The organism is Pseudomonas sp. 10(2024) (assembly GCF_045164175.1).
Classification (GTDB): domain Bacteria; phylum Pseudomonadota; class Gammaproteobacteria; order Pseudomonadales; family Pseudomonadaceae; genus Aquipseudomonas; species Aquipseudomonas alloputida.
This window is the reverse complement of record NZ_CP174006.1, coordinates 4,269,358-4,287,100: the sequence shown is the minus strand read 5'-3', so window position 1 is coordinate 4,287,100 and position 17,743 is coordinate 4,269,358. Positions and strand designations below refer to the sequence as shown.

At 62.1% G+C, this 17,743-nt stretch carries 13 protein-coding genes, 5 tRNA genes and 1 pseudogene; 12 read left to right on the top strand and 7 right to left on the bottom strand.

Annotated features, from left to right (window positions below; all coding sequences use genetic code 11):
• Positions 1–428: 428 nt before the first annotated feature.
• Positions 429–1,775, bottom strand: coding sequence for a class II 3-deoxy-7-phosphoheptulonate synthase (locus ACI7M0_RS19375; RefSeq protein WP_010952895.1), 1,347 nt, complete (start codon positions 1,773–1,775; stop codon positions 429–431).
• Positions 1,776–1,891: 116 nt separating this feature from the next.
• On the opposite strand from ACI7M0_RS19375, the gene ACI7M0_RS19370 reads away from it, so the two are divergent.
• Together ACI7M0_RS19370 and ACI7M0_RS19365 are read left to right on the top strand one after the other, a co-directional pair.
• Positions 1,892–2,647: a spermidine synthase gene (locus ACI7M0_RS19370; RefSeq protein WP_129934001.1), complete on the top strand. Its 756-nt coding sequence runs from the start codon at positions 1,892–1,894 to the stop codon at positions 2,645–2,647.
• 317 nt (positions 2,648–2,964) lie between these two features.
• A pseudogene (locus tag ACI7M0_RS19365) lies at positions 2,965–4,678 on the top strand (DEAD/DEAH box helicase).
• 141 nt (positions 4,679–4,819) lie between these two features.
• Here ACI7M0_RS19365 and ACI7M0_RS19360 read toward each other — a convergent pair.
• Positions 4,820–5,587 (bottom strand): class III extradiol ring-cleavage dioxygenase, encoded by a 768-nt coding sequence (locus ACI7M0_RS19360; RefSeq protein WP_129934002.1) that lies wholly within the window; start codon positions 5,585–5,587, stop codon positions 4,820–4,822.
• Between the two features lie 101 nt (positions 5,588–5,688).
• On the opposite strand from ACI7M0_RS19360, the gene ACI7M0_RS19355 reads away from it, so the two are divergent.
• Positions 5,689–6,357: a thiopurine S-methyltransferase gene (locus ACI7M0_RS19355; protein WP_129934003.1), complete on the top strand. Its 669-nt coding sequence runs from the start codon at positions 5,689–5,691 to the stop codon at positions 6,355–6,357.
• 162 nt (positions 6,358–6,519) lie between these two features.
• On the opposite strand, the gene htpX is transcribed toward ACI7M0_RS19355, so the two are convergent.
• Positions 6,520–7,407, bottom strand: a complete 888-nt coding sequence (gene htpX / locus ACI7M0_RS19350) for a protease HtpX (RefSeq protein ID WP_010952899.1) — start codon at positions 7,405–7,407, stop codon at positions 6,520–6,522.
• Between the two features lie 509 nt (positions 7,408–7,916).
• On the bottom strand, positions 7,917–9,128 hold the full coding sequence (locus tag ACI7M0_RS19345) for a pyridoxal phosphate-dependent aminotransferase (protein WP_012271123.1): 1,212 nt from the start codon (positions 9,126–9,128) through the stop codon (positions 7,917–7,919).
• 167 nt (positions 9,129–9,295) lie between these two features.
• Here ACI7M0_RS19345 and msrB point away from each other — a divergent pair, with 167 nt between their 5' ends.
• Positions 9,296–9,691 carry a peptide-methionine (R)-S-oxide reductase MsrB gene (msrB, locus tag ACI7M0_RS19340; protein WP_129933987.1) on the top strand — a complete coding sequence of 132 codons (396 nt, stop codon included), beginning with the start codon at positions 9,296–9,298 and terminating at the stop codon, positions 9,689–9,691.
• Between the two features lie 13 nt (positions 9,692–9,704).
• The gene (locus ACI7M0_RS19335) at positions 9,705–10,193 is read left to right on the top strand and encodes a glutathione peroxidase (protein WP_010952902.1); all 489 of its coding nucleotides are present in this window, start codon (positions 9,705–9,707) and stop codon (positions 10,191–10,193) included.
• On the opposite strand, the gene ACI7M0_RS19330 is transcribed toward ACI7M0_RS19335, so the two are convergent.
• Positions 10,183–12,540: an ATP-binding protein gene (locus ACI7M0_RS19330; RefSeq protein WP_129933988.1), complete on the bottom strand. Its 2,358-nt coding sequence runs from the start codon at positions 12,538–12,540 to the stop codon at positions 10,183–10,185. The genes ACI7M0_RS19335 and ACI7M0_RS19330 overlap by 11 nt on opposite strands.
• A gap of 200 nt (positions 12,541–12,740) precedes the next feature.
• Here ACI7M0_RS19330 and ACI7M0_RS19325 point away from each other — a divergent pair, with 200 nt between their 5' ends.
• Together ACI7M0_RS19325 and ACI7M0_RS19320 are read left to right on the top strand one after the other, a co-directional pair.
• Positions 12,741–13,628, top strand: a complete 888-nt coding sequence (locus ACI7M0_RS19325; protein WP_129933989.1) for an ATP-binding protein — start codon at positions 12,741–12,743, stop codon at positions 13,626–13,628.
• Positions 13,629–14,111, top strand: coding sequence for a GAF domain-containing protein (locus ACI7M0_RS19320; RefSeq protein WP_129933990.1), 483 nt, complete (start codon positions 13,629–13,631; stop codon positions 14,109–14,111).
• 218 nt (positions 14,112–14,329) lie between these two features.
• On the opposite strand, the gene ACI7M0_RS19315 is transcribed toward ACI7M0_RS19320, so the two are convergent.
• On the bottom strand, positions 14,330–15,097 hold the full coding sequence (locus ACI7M0_RS19315; protein WP_020193184.1) for a hypothetical protein: 768 nt from the start codon (positions 15,095–15,097) through the stop codon (positions 14,330–14,332).
• A 333-nt stretch (positions 15,098–15,430) separates the two neighbouring features.
• Here ACI7M0_RS19315 and ACI7M0_RS19310 point away from each other — a divergent pair.
• The 5 genes from ACI7M0_RS19310 to ACI7M0_RS19290 all read left to right on the top strand — a co-directional run bounded on the left by ACI7M0_RS19310 (position 15,431) and on the right by ACI7M0_RS19290 (position 15,992).
• Positions 15,431–15,506, top strand: a tRNA-Glu gene (locus ACI7M0_RS19310).
• A gap of 2 nt (positions 15,507–15,508) precedes the next feature.
• Positions 15,509–15,584 (top strand) — tRNA-Gly (locus ACI7M0_RS19305).
• Between the two features lie 92 nt (positions 15,585–15,676).
• Positions 15,677–15,752, top strand: a tRNA-Glu gene (locus tag ACI7M0_RS19300).
• Positions 15,753–15,755: 3 nt separating this feature from the next.
• Positions 15,756–15,831 (top strand) — tRNA-Gly (locus tag ACI7M0_RS19295).
• 85 nt (positions 15,832–15,916) lie between these two features.
• A tRNA-Gly gene (locus tag ACI7M0_RS19290) sits at positions 15,917–15,992 on the top strand.
• Between the two features lie 231 nt (positions 15,993–16,223).
• On the opposite strand, the gene ACI7M0_RS19285 is transcribed toward ACI7M0_RS19290, so the two are convergent.
• A complete protein-coding gene (locus ACI7M0_RS19285) occupies positions 16,224–17,690 on the bottom strand; it encodes a hypothetical protein (RefSeq protein WP_129934026.1) in 1,467 nt (488 codons plus the stop codon).
• Positions 17,691–17,743 lie beyond the last annotated feature (53 nt).

Sequence of the window (17,743 nt, the reverse complement as noted above, 5' to 3'; positions counted from 1 at the left end):
CAAAAGCTCAAAAGCTCAAAAGCTCAAAAGCTCAAAAGCTCAAAAGCTCAAAAGCTCAAAAGCTCAAAGCTTAAGCGCTGGTTCTGATCGGGCGTACAGTCCGTTTGCGATGGCGACGCCGACTCACCTTTCCGCCCTTACGGCGGGTCCCTTTTTGTCGTGGCAAAAAGGGACCAAAAACCGTCGGCTCCCATCATCCGGCCCCTACGCTACGCTCCGGGGTCCCCTCGCTCCGGCCTTGCTCCCGGGAGCACGCGCTGCAGGCCCCATCCATGGGGCCTCAGCGCTTGACGGGCATCCATGCCCGTCATCTCCCTCCGCAATGCCTACGCTCGGCCTCCTGAAGTCGCAATCTGCGTCGCCTGAGCTACCGCGCGCTTAGAAGCAAGGTCAAAAGCGAAAAGCGAAAAGCGAAAAGCGAAAAGCGCTCAGCGCCGCACCTGCTTGAGGGTTTCGGCAATTAGGAACGCCAACTCCAGCGACTGATCGGCATTCATCCGCGGATCACAATGGGTGTGATACCGGTCAGACAACGCATCCTCGGTGATCGGCCGGGCACCGCCGATGCATTCGGTGACGTTCTGCCCAGTCATCTCGATATGGATACCGCCGGCATGGCTGCCCTCGGCCTGGTGTACCTGGAAGAACTGCTTCACCTCATCCAGAATCTGCGCAAAATCGCGGGTCTTGTAACCGCTGCTGGCCTTGATGGTGTTGCCGTGCATCGGATCGGAACTCCACAGCACCTTGCGCCCCTCGCGCTCGACAGTGCGGATCAGCCCCGGCAAGTGGTCGCCAACCTTGCCCGCGCCCATGCGCACGATCAGGTTCAAACGCCCCGGGTCGTTCGCCGGGTTGAGCGTGTCGATCAGGCGGATCAGCTCTTCGGGGTTCATGCTCGGGCCAACCTTTACCCCAATCGGGTTGTGCACGCCACGCAGGAACTCCACATGAGCCCCATCGAGCTGGCGGGTGCGGTCGCCGATCCACAGCATGTGCGCCGAGCAGTCGTAGTAGTCGCCGGTCAGGCTGTCCTGGCGCACGAAGGCTTCTTCATAGTTCAGCAGCAGCGCTTCGTGAGCCGTAAAGAAGCTGGTTTCGCGCAGTTGCGGCGCACTGTCCAGGCCACAGGCACGCATGAACGCCAGGGTTTCATCGATGCGATTGGCCAACTGGTGGTACTTGTCGGCCAGCGCCGAGTTGGCGATGAAGTCCAGGTTCCACTTGTGCACCTGATGCAGGTCGGCAAACCCGCCCTGGGCGAACGCACGCAGCAAGTTGAGGCTGGCGGTGGCCTGGTGGTAGGCCTGCAGCAGCCGCTCCGGGTCCGGAATGCGGCTTTTGGCGTCGAAGCCGATGCCGTTTACGATGTCGCCACGGTAGGCGGGGAGGGTGACGTCGCCGATGGTTTCATCGCCAGATGAGCGCGGTTTGGCGAACTGCCCGGCCATACGCCCCACTTTCACCACCGGGCAGCCGGCGGCAAAGGTCATGACAATGGCCATTTGCAGCAACACCTTGAAGGTGTCACGGATTTTTGCAGCCGAGAACTCGGCGAAGCTCTCGGCGCAATCGCCGCCCTGAAGCAGGAAGGCACGGCCTTCGGTGACCTCGGCGAACTGCCGGCGCAGCTCGCGCGCCTCACCCGCGAACACCAGCGGCGGGTAGCTGGCCAGGGTCTGTTCAACCTTCAGCAGGTGCGCGGCATCGGGGTAGGTCGGTTGCTGCTGGATCGGCAGGGCGCGCCAGCTGTCGGGGCTCCACGGTTGGTTCATCTTGGGCTCGGTCTTGTCGGTTGTAGGCTATGAGCCATGGTAACAGTTGGCGCTGCGCTTGTTGCATCAAGGGTGTTGGCGGACAATGCGCGTTTTTGCGCAGGTGGGTGGTGGACATGACGGCGGAACGGCAAGAGCGGCTGCTGGCACGGGTGGAGGATGCGTTTGGCGTCATCAGCGTGTACGAAGTAGACGACTACCGCTTTCTGGAATTCGGCGATGCGATCGAGCAAAGCTGCGTGTTCACCGCCGACCCCAGCTGGCTGGAGTACGACTATACCCGCGCCATGCTGGTGGGGGCGCTGTGCCACGAATCGCCGGAGAGCGCACTGTTTCTGGGCCTGGGCGCCGGCACGCTGACCCAGGCCTGCATGAAGTTCCTGCCGCTGGAAGACATCGAGGCCATCGAACTGCGCCCGGATGTGCCGCGCCTGGCCATGGATTACCTGGGCCTGGACGACGACCCGCGGCTGTATGTGCGCATCGGCGATGCCCTGGAGCTGCTGCCCACGGCAGAGAAGACCGACCTGCTGTTCGTTGACTTGTACACCGACCATGGTCCTGGGGTCGGGCACCTGGCGTGGAACTTTCTGGAGAACTGCCAGCAGCACCTGAACCCGGGCGGCTGGCTGGTGATCAACCAGTGGGCCACCGATGATGGCAGGCCGCTGGGCGCGGCGTTGCTGCGCGGGTTGTACCACCGGCATTACTGGGAGCTGCCTGTGAAGGAGGGCAATGTGATTCTGCTGGTGCCGGCAGACCTGGAGCAGTCGCTGGACCTGGACGGTTTGAGAGCCCGGGCCGAGGCGCTGGCGCCGCGTTTGGGGTACAGCCTCGACGGACTGATCCGCGAGATTCGGCCGGCTACCTGAATGGCGGACGCGCGCCGACACCGAGCGCGTAAGGCTTCAGGGGATTATCGATTCAGCCTGTCGTGCGCGATAGCCCGATACTGGCCCTGCCTCCATGAAAATTTTCCTCACGTACGCGACTATTTCAGGTATAGTACGCGCCGGTCTTTTAGCGGACCTCAAAATCAGGTGGTGCAAATCCTCCGAGTCCAGCTTCGGCTGCGCGTCCGCTAGGCGGACCTTCCCAAGTTTTCTTTTTCAATCGTTTTCGCAAATCCCCGCCGCCAAAGCTGCCTGGGTGACCTGACGGTCTTTCAAGGCATGTGCAGCTTTGGAGCATGGGTCTTTGCGGATGCACCTAGAGGCAGACCCATGACCCAGGAAACCGGCGGCTTCGCCGCTCTCGATCTTAACCCGAACATTGTTGCTGCCGTTGTGGCTACCGGCTACGAAGAGCCGTCCGCCATTCAGCAACAATCGATCCCGATCATCCTCGCCGGTCACGACATGATCGGCCAGGCGCAGACTGGCACCGGCAAAACCGCTGCCTTCGCCCTGCCGATCCTGAACAAGATCGATGTGAGCAAGCGCGAACCGCAAGCCCTGATCCTGGCGCCAACCCGTGAGTTGGCGCTGCAAGTTGCTACCGCTTTCGAAACCTACGCCAAGCAGATGCCGGGCGTGAACGTTGTCGCCGTCTACGGTGGTGCCCCGATGGGCCCACAGCTGCGTGCGATCCGCAACGGCGCGCAAATCGTCGTGGCCACCCCGGGCCGTCTGTGCGACCACCTGCGTCGTGACGAAAAAGTCTTGTCGACTGTACAGTACCTGGTACTGGACGAAGCCGACGAGATGCTGAAGCTGGGCTTCATGGACGACCTCGAAGTGATCTTCGACGCAATCCCGGCTACCCGTCAGACCGTACTGTTCTCCGCAACCCTGCCGTCTTCGATCCGTTCGATCGCCGAGCGTCACCTGCGTGAACCCAAGCACGTCAAGATCCAGACCAAGACCCAGACCGTTACCGCGATCGAGCAGGCCCACCTGATGGTCCACGCGGACCAGAAGATCCCGGCTGTGCTGCGTCTGCTGGAAGTGGAAGAGTTCGACGCGCTGATCGCCTTCGTGCGTACCAAGCAAGCCACCCTGGACCTGGCCGCCGCGCTGGAAGCCAAAGGCTACAAGGCTGCTGCACTGAACGGCGATATCGCCCAGAACCAGCGTGAGCGCGTGATCGACTCGCTCAAGGATGGCCGCCTGGACATCGTCGTCGCCACCGACGTCGCTGCCCGTGGCCTGGACGTACCGCGCATCACTCACGTGTTCAACGTTGACATGCCGTACGACCCGGAGTCCTACGTACACCGTATCGGCCGTACTGGCCGTGCCGGTCGCGATGGCCGTGCACTGCTGCTGGTTACCCCGCGCGAGCGCCGTATGCTGCAGGTGATCGAGCGTGTTACCGGGCAGAAGGTTGCCGAAGCGCGCCTGCCGAATGCCCAGGCCGTGCTGGATGCCCGCATCAAGAAGCTGACCTCGAGCCTGGCGCCGCTGGTAGCCGAAGCAGAAGCCACCCACGGCGAGCTGTTCGACCGCCTGACCACCGACCTGGGTTGCAGCGCGCGTGCCCTGGCTTCGGCCCTGCTGCGCAAGGCCACCAATGGCCAGGCGCTGGACCTGGCGGCGGTAGAGCGTGAGCAGCCGCTGGTGCCGAGCTTCGCCCCGCGTGGTGAGCGTACCGAGCGCGGTGAGCGTGGCGAGCGTCCTGACCGTGGTGACCGTGAGCGCCGTGCACCGCTGCCGTTGGCCGAAGGCCGCGTGCGTTGCCGTACCGCCCTGGGTGCCCGTGATGGTATCGCTGCCAAGAACCTGCTGGGGGCGATCCTCAACGAAGGTGGCCTGGCGCGTGACGCTATCGGCCGCATCCAGGTGCGCGACAGCTTCAGCCTGGTCGAGCTGCCGGAAGACGGCCTCGAGAAGCTGCTGTCCAAGCTCAAGGACACCCGCGTGGCTGGCAAGCAGCTGAAGCTGCGTCGCTACCGCGAGGATTGATCCTGGCGTAATGAAAAAATCCCCGGCTTAGGTCGGGGATTTTTTTTGCCTGTACCAGCCCTTTCGCGGGCTTGCCCGCTCCCACAGGTACTGAAATCTGTGGGGTACCTGTGGGAGCGGGCAAGCCCGCGAAGAGGCCCTTCAGTCGAACCGATAGATGTCCATCCCCAGCGCGCCCAGGGTGAACCCCTGATGCACCACGCCGAACTTGCTCCCGGCCCCAAGGGCAAAGAACAGCGGCAGCAAATGCTCATCACTGGGATGGTTGCGCACCGCAAACGGCGCCTGCTGCCGGTAATCCAGCAGCGCCGCCTGGTCATCCTCCTGCAACCGGTCTACCACCCAATCCCTGAACGCCAGCGCCCACGGCTCGATCACATCCGGCCCTGCATGCCAGTCCAGCTCACCCAGGTTGTGGGTAATGCTGCCCGAACCCATCAGCAGTACATCCTCGGCACGCAACCCCGCCAGTGCCTGGCCCACCTTCAGCTGCAGCGCCGGCCCCATGTGGCTGGGCAGTGAAACCTGCACCACGGGAATGCGCGCATCCGGGTACATCAGCGACAGCGGCACCCAGGCGCCATGGTCGAATGGGCGTTGCATGTCCAGTCGCGCGGGTAACCCCGCAGCCTTCAACCGCTCACTGATCTGGCCAGCAAGCCCGGGCTCGCCCGGCGCCGGGTACTGCACCGCATACAGGGCCGGTGGGAAGCCGTAGAAGTCATGCCAGGTTTCGGGCTGCGCGCTGCCGGTGACCAGCAGCTCGCGGCTTTCCCAGTGTGCCGACACCACCACGATCGCTTTCGGCCGGGGCAGCGCGTTGGCCAACCCGGACAGTGCCGGCCCGCTGGCGCCGGGTTGCAGGGCAAGCATGGGGGAACCATGGGAAATGAACAGGCTGGGCAGCATGGCGGGGTCCTGAAGGTTAAGATGCAACCATCATCGAATAACTACAGATCGAAATCCAAACCAAGTTTTACCGACAAATCATCTAAAAATCGGGAGTAATCATGGAACCAGCGTTCTGGCAGCAGCGGTGGGCCGACAACCAGATCGGCTTTCACCAGGCGCAGGTGAACCCCTATCTGCAGACGTATTGGCCACAGTTGCAGTTGGCGCCCGGCAGCCGCGTGCTGGTGCCGTTGTGCGGCAAGAGCCTGGACTTGGCCTGGCTGGCAGGGCAGGGCCATCGCGTATTGGGTGTGGAGCTGTCGCGGCGGGCGGTGGAGGATTTTTTCCGTGAGCACGGGCTTGAGGCCGAAGTGCGGCAGCAGGGCGCATTCGAGGTTTGGCGCAGTGGAGATGTACAGCTGTGGTGTGGCGACTTCTTTGCCTTGCGGGCAGAGGATGTGGCTGACTGCGTGGGGCTGTATGACCGGGCGGCGGTGATTGCGCTGCCGGTGCAGATGCGTGCGCGGTATATGCAGCTGTTGTCGGGTTTGCTGCCGGCGAATTGCCGTGGGTTGGTGGTGACGCTGGAGTATGACCAGTCGTTGTTGGCCGGGCCGCCGTTTTCGGTCAGGGATGAAGAGCTGAGACAGGGGTTTGCGGGGTGGCATGTGGAGCAGCTGGAGGCTGTGGAGGTGATTGAGGACAGCCCGAAATTCATGCAGGCCGGGGCGTCGAGTTTGTTGGAGCGGGTGTATCAGGTCAGCCGAAAAGCAGGTATGGCAGGCTGACGCGGCCCATGTGGGAGCGGGCGCGCCCGCGAAACAGGCGACGCGGTAGATGGCACCGGCTTTGCCGGTGTTCGCGGGCGCGCCCGCTCCCACAGAAGGCTGCGTAAGGCCGGGAATAAAAAAGGGCGACCGAAGTCGCCCTTTGTATTCTCAGGTTGTGAATCAGCCGCGCTGACGCAGGGCCTCGATGCGGTCTTCCAGCGGTGGGTGGCTCATCAGCAACCCGGCCAGGCCGTGCTTGAGGCCGCCATTGATGCCGAAGGCCTTCATGGTGTCCGGCATGTGCACTGGCAGGCCTTGTTCCACGCGCAGGCGCTGCAGGGCGCCGATCATTGCTGCGGTACCGGCCAGCTGCGCACCGGCTTCGTCGGCGCGGAATTCGCGGCGGCGCGAGAACCACATCACGATCATGCTGGCCAGGATGCCAAGGATCAGCTCGGCAACGATGGTCGCCACATAGTAGGCAATGCCTTGGCCCTCTTCGTTCTTGAAGATGACCTTGTCGACAAAGTTGCCGATGATGCGTGCAAAGAACATCACGAAGGTGTTCACCACGCCCTGCACCAGCGCCAGGGTGACCATGTCGCCGTTGGCAACGTGGCCGATTTCGTGGGCCAGTACCGCGCGCACTTCATCGGGCGAGAAGCGCTCCAGCAGGCCCTGGGACACCGCTACCAGCGCGTCGTTGCGGTTCCAGCCGGTGGCGAAGGCGTTGGCCTCGTAAGCCGGGAAGATACCCACCTCAGGCATTTTGATGCCCGCTTCGCGGGACAGCTCTTCGACCGTTTGCAGCAGCCACTGCTCGTGGCGGGTGCGCGGCTGGCTGATGATCTGGGTGCCGGTGGTCATCTTCGCCATCCACTTGGAGATGAACAGCGAGACGAGGGAGCCGGCAAAGCCGAACACGGCGCAGAACACCAGCAGGCTGCTGAGGTTCAGGTCGACCCCGTTGGCGGCCATGAACCCGTTGAAACCGAACAGGCTCAGGGTAATGCTTGCAACCAGCACCACCGCGAGGTTGGTGGCTACAAACAACAGAATGCGCATCATGGTTGTTACGTTCTCCTGACGGATGAGTTGTCGCTTACTGCGGGGTATATAAGGGGCCTGCCGCGCCGATTCAATCGGGGGACTATTTCAAACTGTGTACGGCGGAGTATGGCAGAGGATGGCGTGGGGGCTGTGGGATAGAGCGTTGCAGGATGTAAGAAACATTCGGCTTGGGGGCTGCGTCAAGGCCGTTGGGTGTTTGCCGCAAGTGGTGTGGCGCCTGTGAGATCGAGCGCCGCCCGCGCGGCGCTTCGCGGGTAAACCCGCTCCTACGTTTGTTTCGGGCCAGTCCATCCTGTGCCAGGCGCGCGCGATCGCCTTGTTTGTACGACGCGATATCGAGCCATGCGCCAGGGCCTTCGCGCGCAAATCCCACAGGCATAATTGGCCCGAAACAAACGTAGGAGCGGGTTTACCCGCGAAGCGCCGCGCGGGCGGCGCTCGATCTGCGCCCCACCACCACCCCCGCGTCGAACCTCTCGTGGCCCCCGGCGCCCCCCCGTCGAACCCTACTGCGAATAACCCTTCAGGAAATTGCCGATCCGGCCAATTGCCGCTTCCAGGTCATCCACCCGCGGCAAGGTCACCACGCGGAAGTGGTCCGGCCACGGCCAGTTGAACGCCGTCCCTTGTACGATCAGCAGCTTCTCCGACAGCAGCAGGTCAAGGGCGAACTTCTCGTCGTTGAGGATCGGGCAAACCTTCGGGTCGATCCGCGGGAACGCATACAGCGCCCCCATCGGCTTCACGCAGCTGACGCCAGGGATATCGTTGAGCAGTTCGTAGGTGCGGTTGCGCTGCTCCAGCAGGCGGCCCGGCGGCAGCACCAGGTCGTTGATGCTCTGGTAGCCGCCCAGCGCGGTCTGGATGGCATGCTGGGCCGGCACGTTGGCGCACAGGCGCATGTTGGCCAGCATGTCGATGCCTTCGATGTAGCTTTGTGCGTGGTGCTTGGGCCCGGAGATGATCAGCCAGCCGGAGCGGAAACCTGCCACCCGGTACGACTTGGACAAGCCGTTGAAGGTCAGGCACAGCAGGTCCGGGGCCAGCGAGGCGGTGCTGATGTGCACGGCTTCGTCGTACAGGATCTTGTCGTAGATCTCGTCGGAGAACACCACCAGGTTGTGCTGGCGCGCCAGCTCCAGCATGCCCAGCAGCAGCTCTTTGGAGTAGACGGCGCCGGTCGGGTTGTTCGGGTTGATGATCACCAGCGCCTTGGTGTTCGGGGTGATCTTGGCCTTGATGTCCTCAAGGTCCGGGAACCAGTCGGCCTGCTCGTCGCACAGGTAGTGCACCGGCTTGCCGCCGGCCAGGCTCACGGCGGCAGTCCACAGCGGGTAGTCGGGGGCCGGGATCAGCACTTCGTCGCCGTTGTTGAGCAGCGCCTGCATCGACATGACGATCAGCTCGGACACACCATTACCCAGGTAGATGTCCTCGATGGTGACGCCTTCGATTTCTTTCTGCTGGCAGTACTGCATCACCGCCTTGCGGGCACTGAACAGGCCTTTGGAGTCGCTGTAGCCCTGTGCGGTGGGCAGGTTGCGGATCACATCCTGAAGGATTTCATCAGGCGCCTCGAAGCCAAACGGCGCCGGGTTGCCGATGTTCAGCTTGAGGATGCGGTGGCCTTCCTCCTCCAGGCGTTTGGCGTGCTTGAGCACTGGGCCGCGAATGTCGTAGCAGACATTGGCGAGCTTGTTCGATTTGCTGAACTGCATGATGGGATCCCGATTGAGAAAACGCGCTACGCCCCGCCGAAAGGTTTGAAAGGGCAGGAAGCGGGTGCCAGACTGAACGCCTGGCACACGAAGCCAACTAATATACGTGCCACCCGCGCCCCGGAAAAGACGGTGCGGGGTGAAATTCAGCCTGCCGAGGTCCCTACATGAAAAAGATCGAAAAAAACCTGGACGAATGGCGGTCGATGCTCGACCCCGAGCAGTACCAGGTCTGCCGCCTCAAGGGCACCGAACGGCCATTCAGCGGCAAGTACAACAGCGAGCGCCGCGATGGCATCTACCATTGCATTTGCTGCGGCCTGGCGCTGTTCGATGCGCAGACCAAGTTCGACGCCGGCTGCGGCTGGCCGAGCTTCTACGCGCCGATCGAGGACAGCGCGATGATCGAGATCCGCGACACATCCCACGGCATGATCCGTACCGAGGTCACCTGCGCCCGTTGCGACGCGCACCTGGGGCATGTGTTCCCTGACGGCCCGCCACCGACCGGCCTGCGCTACTGCATCAACTCGGTGTGCATCGACCTTCGTCCGCGCGACTGACCGGAGCCCGACCATGGCTGCAACGATGCTGAACATTCCCTGCGTGACCCTGGGCGGCGAGCACAAGACGCTCGGCGACTTCCCGGGCAAGGTGCTGTTGGTGGTCAATACCGCCAGCCAGTGCGGTTTTACCCCGCAGTACAAGGGCCTGGAGCAACTGTGGCAGGCCTACCGCGACCGTGGCCTGGTGGTACTGGGCTTTCCGTGCAACCAGTTCGGCAAGCAGGAACCTGGCGATGCGCGGGAAATTGCGCAGTTCTGCGAGCGTAATTTCGGCGTGAGTTTTCCGCTGTTTCGCAAGGTCGAGGTCAACGGCCCGGGCGCTCACCCTCTGTTCGTCGAACTCAAGCAGCGCGCGCCGGGTATTTTGGGTAGCCAGAAGATCAAGTGGAACTTCACCAAGTTTCTGGTCGACCCGGCCAGTGGCCAGGTCAAGCGCTATGCCCCCACCACCAAGCCACAGGCCCTGGAGGCGGACATCGAGCGTTTGCTCAGCCGCTGAAGGGCACCCAATGGTCGACCAGGGCCAGTAGCTCTTCGCGGCGGAATGGCTTGGCCAGGTAGTCGTTCATGCCCGCCGCCCGGCAGCGTTCGCGCTCTTCGGGCATGGCGTTGGCGGTGAGGGCGACGATGGGCAACTCGGGCCAGCGGCCGCTTTGGCGGATACGCCGGCTGGCCTCGTAGCCGTCCATCACCGGCATGTTGCAGTCCATCAGCACCAGGTCGAATTCCTCACGCGCCAGCAGCTCAAGGGCCTCCGCGCCCTGGGTGGCCAGTTGCACCTGGCAGCCGAGCTTGGCCAGCATGCCCTTGGCCACCAGCTGGTTCACCGGGTTGTCCTCTACCAGCAGAATCCTCGCACGGCCTTGTTCCTGGGTAATGGCCGGGATGGCCAGCGGGTGTTCGGGTTCATGGCCTTGCAAGGTGCGGCGCAGGGTCTGGTACAGGGCGTTGCGTGCCAATGGTCGGGCCAGCTGGTGCAGCGGGGCCAAGGCCAGGGATTGCTCGTTGGGCAGGAAGTTGCCGTAGGCAGTCACCAGCAGAATCGGGGTTTTCAATGCTGGGCGCAGTGCGAACAGGTGCTCGACGTCGTCGGTGATCAACAGGTCGATCACTGCCGCATCCAGCGTGGTGCAACTGTCATGGCGCTGGTAGGTCAGGCCCCAGGCGGGCAACAAGTGCTGCAACAGTTCATTGAGCCCGCTGCCGGCTGCGCTCAGTGCGGCCACGCGGCCATGCAAGGGCACTGGCGGGATGGCTTCGGTGTGCACGGTCAGCGGCAACTCGGCGGTAAAACAGCTGCCAAAGCCCGGCTCGGAGCGAATGTGCAGGTGGCCTTGCATGGCCTTGCACAGGTTGCGCGTCAGCGCCAGGCCCAGGCCGGTGCCACCGTACTGGCGGGTGATGCCGGCGCCGGCCTGGGTGAAAGGCTGGAAGATGCGCGCCTGGGCGTCTTCGGGGATGCCGATGCCGGTATCCCGTACCTCAAGACGCACACCACCGACAATGGCCGCCAAGCGCACGTCGACGCGGCCGAAGCGGGTGAATTTCAGTGCGTTGGACAGCAGGTTGCTGACGATCTGCCGCACACGCGTGGGGTCGCCGAGCACGCTGCTGGGGAAGTCGCTGGCGATCAGGCAGGTCAGCTCCACGCTTTGCGCGGTGTTCTGCGACAGCAGGTTGGCAGTGTCTTCCACCATCGAGCCCATGTCGAACGCAATGCGTTCCAGCTCAAGCTGGCCGGCATCGAACTTGGACAAGTCGAGAATATCGTTCAGCAGCTCTACCAGCACCTTGCCCGAGTCATGGGCGATAGCCAGTTGCTGGCGTTGCTCGCTGGGCAGCGGGTTGTCCAGCGCCAGGGCGATCATGCCGAGCATGCCGTTGAGCGGGGTGCGGATTTCGTGGCTCATGTTGGCCAGGAAGGCGGCGCGCGCCTGGGCCATGTCCAGCGCTCGGCTGCGGGCTTGTTCCAGCTCCTGGTTGGACAGGCTCAGGCTGCTGTTGCTGGCCTTGAGCTCGTTGGTGCGCGCCGACACGATGTCTTCCAGCTCGTTCAGGTACTGGGTCAGGCGGTTTTCCGCGGTGCGCCGCTGTTCGATCTCGGTGGCCATGCTGACGAACTGCTGGTTGGCGACCTTCACCAGCACGCCGATTTCGTCATGCTCGTGTCCGTGTGGGCATTCCAGGCGCGTTTGCCGGGGTTTGCGCGGATCGCTGCCGCTGAGTGCGCCAATCACCGTCACCAGCGGCTTGGTCAGCATCATGTAGAACAGCGCCAGCAGGAGGCCGGTGAGCACCAGGCTGCGGGCAAAACCATTGAGCAGGGTGATGCCGGCACGGTCGAGAAAGCGGCTGCCGAAGGCGAAGGTGTCGATGTCCAGGTACAGGGTGCCCAGGTACTCCTCTGGCATGTGGGTCAGGTACAGGCGCTCCTTGAACTGGCGTTGCTCGCCGAACAGGAAGTCGCTGAGTGGCCGGTAGCGGTCCTGCAGCCTGGGCCGCTCGACATCGGCCAGTACCGTTTCGTTGTTGTCGATCAGCCGTGCGCGGATGACGGCTGGCGACTGCAGCAGGCCGCGGGTCAGCTCCAGCGCCAGTTCCGAGTCGATGTTGTAGGCGATACGCGAGGCCGGGTTGTGGCTGATTTGCAGCAACGCGTTCACTTCACGGTTGATGGACGCGTCTTCGCTGGCATAATCGATGCCGATCTGGATGAGACTGAGCAATGTTCCCAGGATGAAGCCGACCAGGACTGTCAACCGGGCTTGCTTGTATGACAGGCGATTGGTGAACTTGATATCCATGAGTCCCGAGCCGGTTTCCCGTTCCTTGCGCTGCGCAAGCATAGCCGAATAGCCCCGGCTGCTGGTGGGTCTGTCTGTTCATTTCAGTTGATCGCCAAGCGGGGGTCGCTTGGCGCCCCTTCGCGGGCTTGCCCGCTCCCACAGGTACAGCTTAGCCCCAGGCTGCAAGCCCTGTGGGAGCGGGCAAGCCCGCGAAGGGGCGCGCAGCGGCCCCCAAAAAACTGAAATTGTTAGGAGTCGTCATGGACGCTCGCTTGATCGCTTTTCTGGACCGCGCCGAATCGGTACTGGTGCGCCTTGAACCCCTGTTGCCGGCACAACGCCCGCGCATCGACTGGGGCACCACACTGGCCGCGCGCTGGCAGCGTGATGGCCGCAGCGGCTACCTGCTGCCGCTGGACGTCAGCCTGGACATCCGCCTGACCGACCTGATCGGCGTCGACAAACAACGCGACCAGCTGGGCCGCAACACCCACCAGTTCATCAACGGCCTGCCAGCCAACCACGCGTTGCTGTGGGGCTCGCGTGGTACCGGCAAGTCGTCGCTGGTACGTGCCCTGCTGGCCGAGCACGCCAGCGCCGGCCTGCGCCTGATCGAAATCGAACGTGACCACCTGGCCGACCTGCCACGGGTGGTCGAGCAGCTGCAGAAGCTGCCGCAACGCTTCATCCTGTTCTGCGACGATCTGTCGTTCGAAGCCGGGGAGGGCGACTACCGGGTGCTCAAGAGCGTGCTCGACGGCTCGCTGGAGCAGGCCCCGGACAATGTGCTGCTGTACGCCACCTCCAACCGCCGCCACCTGGTGCCCGAGAAGGAAAGCGACAACGAGAACTGGAAGCGTGTGGACGGCGAGCTGCACCCCAGCGAAGCCGTGGAGGACAAGATTGCCCTGTCTGACCGTTTTGGCCTGTGGCTGTCGTTCTACCCGTTCACCCAGGACCATTTCCTGAACGTTGTGGAGCACTGGATTGGCCAGTTGGCACAACCTGCGGGCCTTGTGTGGCAGCGTACCGAAGAACTCGACATCCTCGCCGTGCGCTGGGCCACCGGCCGCGGCAACCGTAATGGCCGTTGTGCCTATCAGTTCGCCCGCTACTGGGTCGGGCTGCAATTGCTGGAGCAAAAGTAAATGATCGACCTCAATGCCAGTGGCGCCGGCCTCGACGGCTATAACCTGCTGGCGGCGCAAGTGCAGGCGCTGTTCGCCGATGAGCGTGACTTCATCGCCAACGCCGCGCAGTTTTCCGCGTTTCTGTATAACCAGGTGGACGACCTGAACTGGGCGGGGTTCTACCTCAACCGCAACGAAGAGCTGGTACTGGGCCCGTTCCAGGGTCAGGTGGCGTGCGTGCGTATTCCGTTCGGTAAAGGTGTGTGCGGGGCTGCGGCGGCAACGCGACAGACCCAGCGGGTCGAGGATGTACATGCATTCCCTGGCCACATTGCCTGTGACAGTGCCTCCAACAGTGAGCTGGTGATCCCGTTGGTGAAGGACGGCAGGTTGATTGGCGTGCTGGACCTGGACAGCCCGACGGTCGGGCGGTTCAGCGAGGCGGATCAGGTGGGGCTGGAGCGGTTGGCGGCGATCTTTCTGACGTTGACTGACTGCTGATCGATGTTGCCTGTGCCGGCCTCTTCGCTTGTAGGAGCGGGTTTACCCGCGAATACGGTGGCGGCGGCAACGATGAATGACCAGGGATATTGGCCAGCAGCCCCGGCCCTTTCGCGGGTAAACCCGCTCCTACAACGGCCTGCGCCCAACACCCGATGTGGGTACACCGCCGCGTAGGAGCGGGTTTACCCGCGAAGAGGCCGGTACAGGTTAACCAATCAGTCGTAGATCACCTTCTTCTTCCAGGTTTCTTCCTCATCGGTCTTGAGCCCATCGGTCAGTTCGTTGTGCTCGTCCTCCGCCGGTGCCATGCGGTCCAGCACCTGGGCATTGGCCCGGGCCAACAGTTTCTCAAGATACGTCAGCTGCTCTTCATACACCTTCGGCTCCGGCTGCTTGCGCAAATACTGCACGCCGCGCTCGAAGGCCAGGCGCGCCTGGCCGGGTTGGCCTTTTTGCAGGGCCTGTTGGCCGAGGTTGTTGAAGAACTCTATATGCAGCAGCACCAGGATATGGCGGATTTCCTTGACCCAATGCTTGGCCTCGACGGCGGGCAAGAAGCCCTCATGGGCAGCGCGGGTCACCTGATTGTGCAGCGCCTCCAGCAAGAAGCGTACGTCCTTGGCCTTGATCTCGGTGTGGATCGGGTTAGGTGGGTTGTTGACCGGGATCTTGTCACCCAGGGCAATCAGCCCTTCCAGTTCGGCGATGCGCGCCTTGAATTCGGCATTGCGCTTGTCCACCGCCAGCAGGCGCTGGTTGAGGTTCAGCTCCAGGCGGGTCAGCAGCAACTTGAGGGCCGGGGTCATGAACTGGCCGGGGAACGTCTCGGTGATCTCGCCACAGCGGCGCAGGCGGTCGGCGAGCTCGATCTTCATCCGGGCGCGCTCAAGCTTGCCATTCTCGACCACATTGTTGAGGTAGCCGATCACGATCAGCAACGCGATGCCCGCCACGATGAGCAGGGTGATCAGAAGTGGTGTCACCGTTAATGCCTCATGAATAGGTTTGCATGATTGAGTGTAGGAGCGAGCGTGCTCGCGAGAGGCCCTGACAGCCATTCTCTTTTTCTATCGGCAAACTGTGCCATGACTGGATGCTGGCACATTAATGCTGACTTGACGCCAGAAAATCAACGCCAAACCCCAGCAGGCTTGCCAAAAGAGCGCTGGGTGTACCCGGAAGTCATTGATTTAAATAAATTTCTACAAAGGGGTTGACGCCTTCCCGAACCATCCATAGAATGCGCGCCACTTGCAGCGTAAAGCACACAGCGAAACGCAGCAGGGAGTGAAAGCAGGCAGTAATGCCAGCAGCGTGTCCCCTTCGTCTAGTGGCCTAGGACACCGCCCTTTCACGGCGGTAACAGGGGTTCGAGTCCCCTAGGGGACGCCAATGCGGGAATAGCTCAGTTGGTAGAGCACGACCTTGCCAAGGTCGGGGTCGCGAGTTCGAGTCTCGTTTCCCGCTCCAGTTTCTCCGGCACTGCTTAACGGCGGGGCAGGAAAAGAAAATCCAGGCTGAATCGTGAGGTTCATGTTCTGGTGCACTGAAAAGTGTTGTGTGTCCCCTTCGTCTAGTGGCCTAGGACACCGCCCTTTCACGGCGGTAACAGGGGTTCGAGTCCCCTAGGGGACGCCAAATGCGGGAATAGCTCAGTTGGTAGAGCACGACCTTGCCAAGGTCGGGGTCGCGAGTTCGAGTCTCGTTTCCCGCTCCAGTTTAAATACTGTGGCGTCTATGCGGTGCAGTGGTGGTGAAGGCTGTAAAGGCGCTTCACGCCGAACGTGGTAAAGCTTCAAATTGCGGGAATAGCTCAGTTGGTAGAGCACGACCTTGCCAAGGTCGGGGTCGCGAGTTCGAGTCTCGTTTCCCGCTCCAAATCAAGATCTACAGAGTCGCATGAGATTCTGTAAGTCCTCGAAAAAAGACGCTTCGGCGTCTTTTTTCGTTTCAGCGCAGTTTGCCTGAATCCATCATCAGCCTTGAAATTCAAAGTGCCACTGCTAGGCGCCCTTCGCACAGACGAACAGCGCAAAGCCTACGGGGGCTTTGAGGGCGTGGTTCCTTGTCGAAGCCGGTTTCCTTGAACAGCCGAGCGAGTGGTTTTTGTCAACCCACCAGTGTCACGGGTACGTGAGGGAACGGGATCCAGGAGAGTTTGTTGTCCACGCTGAAATAGCACAGGATGTCGATCTGGTAAGAGACCGTGAACACGCCCAGCGCTGCCGGGGTTACCGAACCTACCGTCATGATCCCTGTTGCCGACGTTACCGGGGTCGCGTCTGTGACCACGACAGGAGCGTCGCCTCCATCGTTACGCTTGCCGGTGATGTGCAGCCTGACGAACTGACTGGTATCCCTGAGTGGCCAGATGTTGAGGGTAAAGGTGGCTTGGTCTCCCATCCCACTCAGGCTCAGCTTACCACTCTGGATCGCCTCACACTGAGGCGGGGGCAGATTGGTGGGGGCTCGTACCGTCAGCGTGTGAAGCCCGGATGTATGAGTTGTGCCGCGACGGGTTACCGTGTAATACAGCGCAAGGCTACTGCCCATACGGGCCGCAACGTTGGTTCTGGGGATGGGGCAGGCGATGTTGCCGGTAGCCACCTCGACGGGGGCGTCATAGGCGCCGTGTTCCCCCGGGTTTGCCCAGTGTACCCTCACGCTGTCAGTGGGCTCGAAGGGGTTACCTGCTTTGATGATGACGGTTGCGCCATTCGAGGCCCGAAGCGGGTCCAGCGTGCTGCTGCTGCCCGTACTGCCCGTTTCCTCTAGGTAGGGTGTGGAGAAGTTCACGGGTAACGGAGTGGGTTTGGCGTCCAGCAGCACAATTTGCGACTGCAGCTCTGGCGTGCCCACATAATCCTGAACCGTGTACCGCGCATAGCGTAGGCCGTCAGCCATATCACGGATGTGCTTGCCTGGGATGATCACCTTCAGCGGTTTGTTGAGGTCTCCCTGTGTTACGGACCTGCTCCCTGCCTGGTCCATGCCGGAGGGGGAGGTGGACCAATACCAGGTCAGCACATCACCCACACGGATACCTGAATAAAGGGGCACAGTGGCCTCCAGTTCTTCATTGTGCTCCACCAGATAGGCGTCGGTGACACCGTTTTGGACCACCTCAGGGTCGAACACCAGCATGTTGTCCGTCGGAAGTTGAGGGGGCGTTCGGTCGATGGTGATGTGAAAGGGTAGTGAAGACGAATGGTTGCCGTTGTAGAGCTTTACATCATGAAACAGGTTATGTCTCCCCTCACTGAGCAACAGGTGTTGCGGTACATGGAGGAACAGGTCGTCCTCGGGCACCGGCGCTGTCCATGACTTTTGAGCGACTGCTGTATCGTCCCAGTACAGCGTCAGCGTTTCCTCACCCATTGCGGGATTGGAGTTCTTCCACATCTTGAACCTGACCTCAAGCGGCTGATGGGTTGCGCTGAAGCGCAGCAAGTGGGTTTCGCCACCCTCAAGGTCTGGCAGCAGCGCCGCGATCTCGGGTGGATCGAGCGGGTCTGCCTGAGTGGTCCGCCCCTTGAGCGAGGACCAGAGTGAACGGATCAGGGTAATCAATGACATGGCTTGGTCTCCTGTCAAGGACAAGCATTGAGTGCTGATTTGTGCCCTGCGTG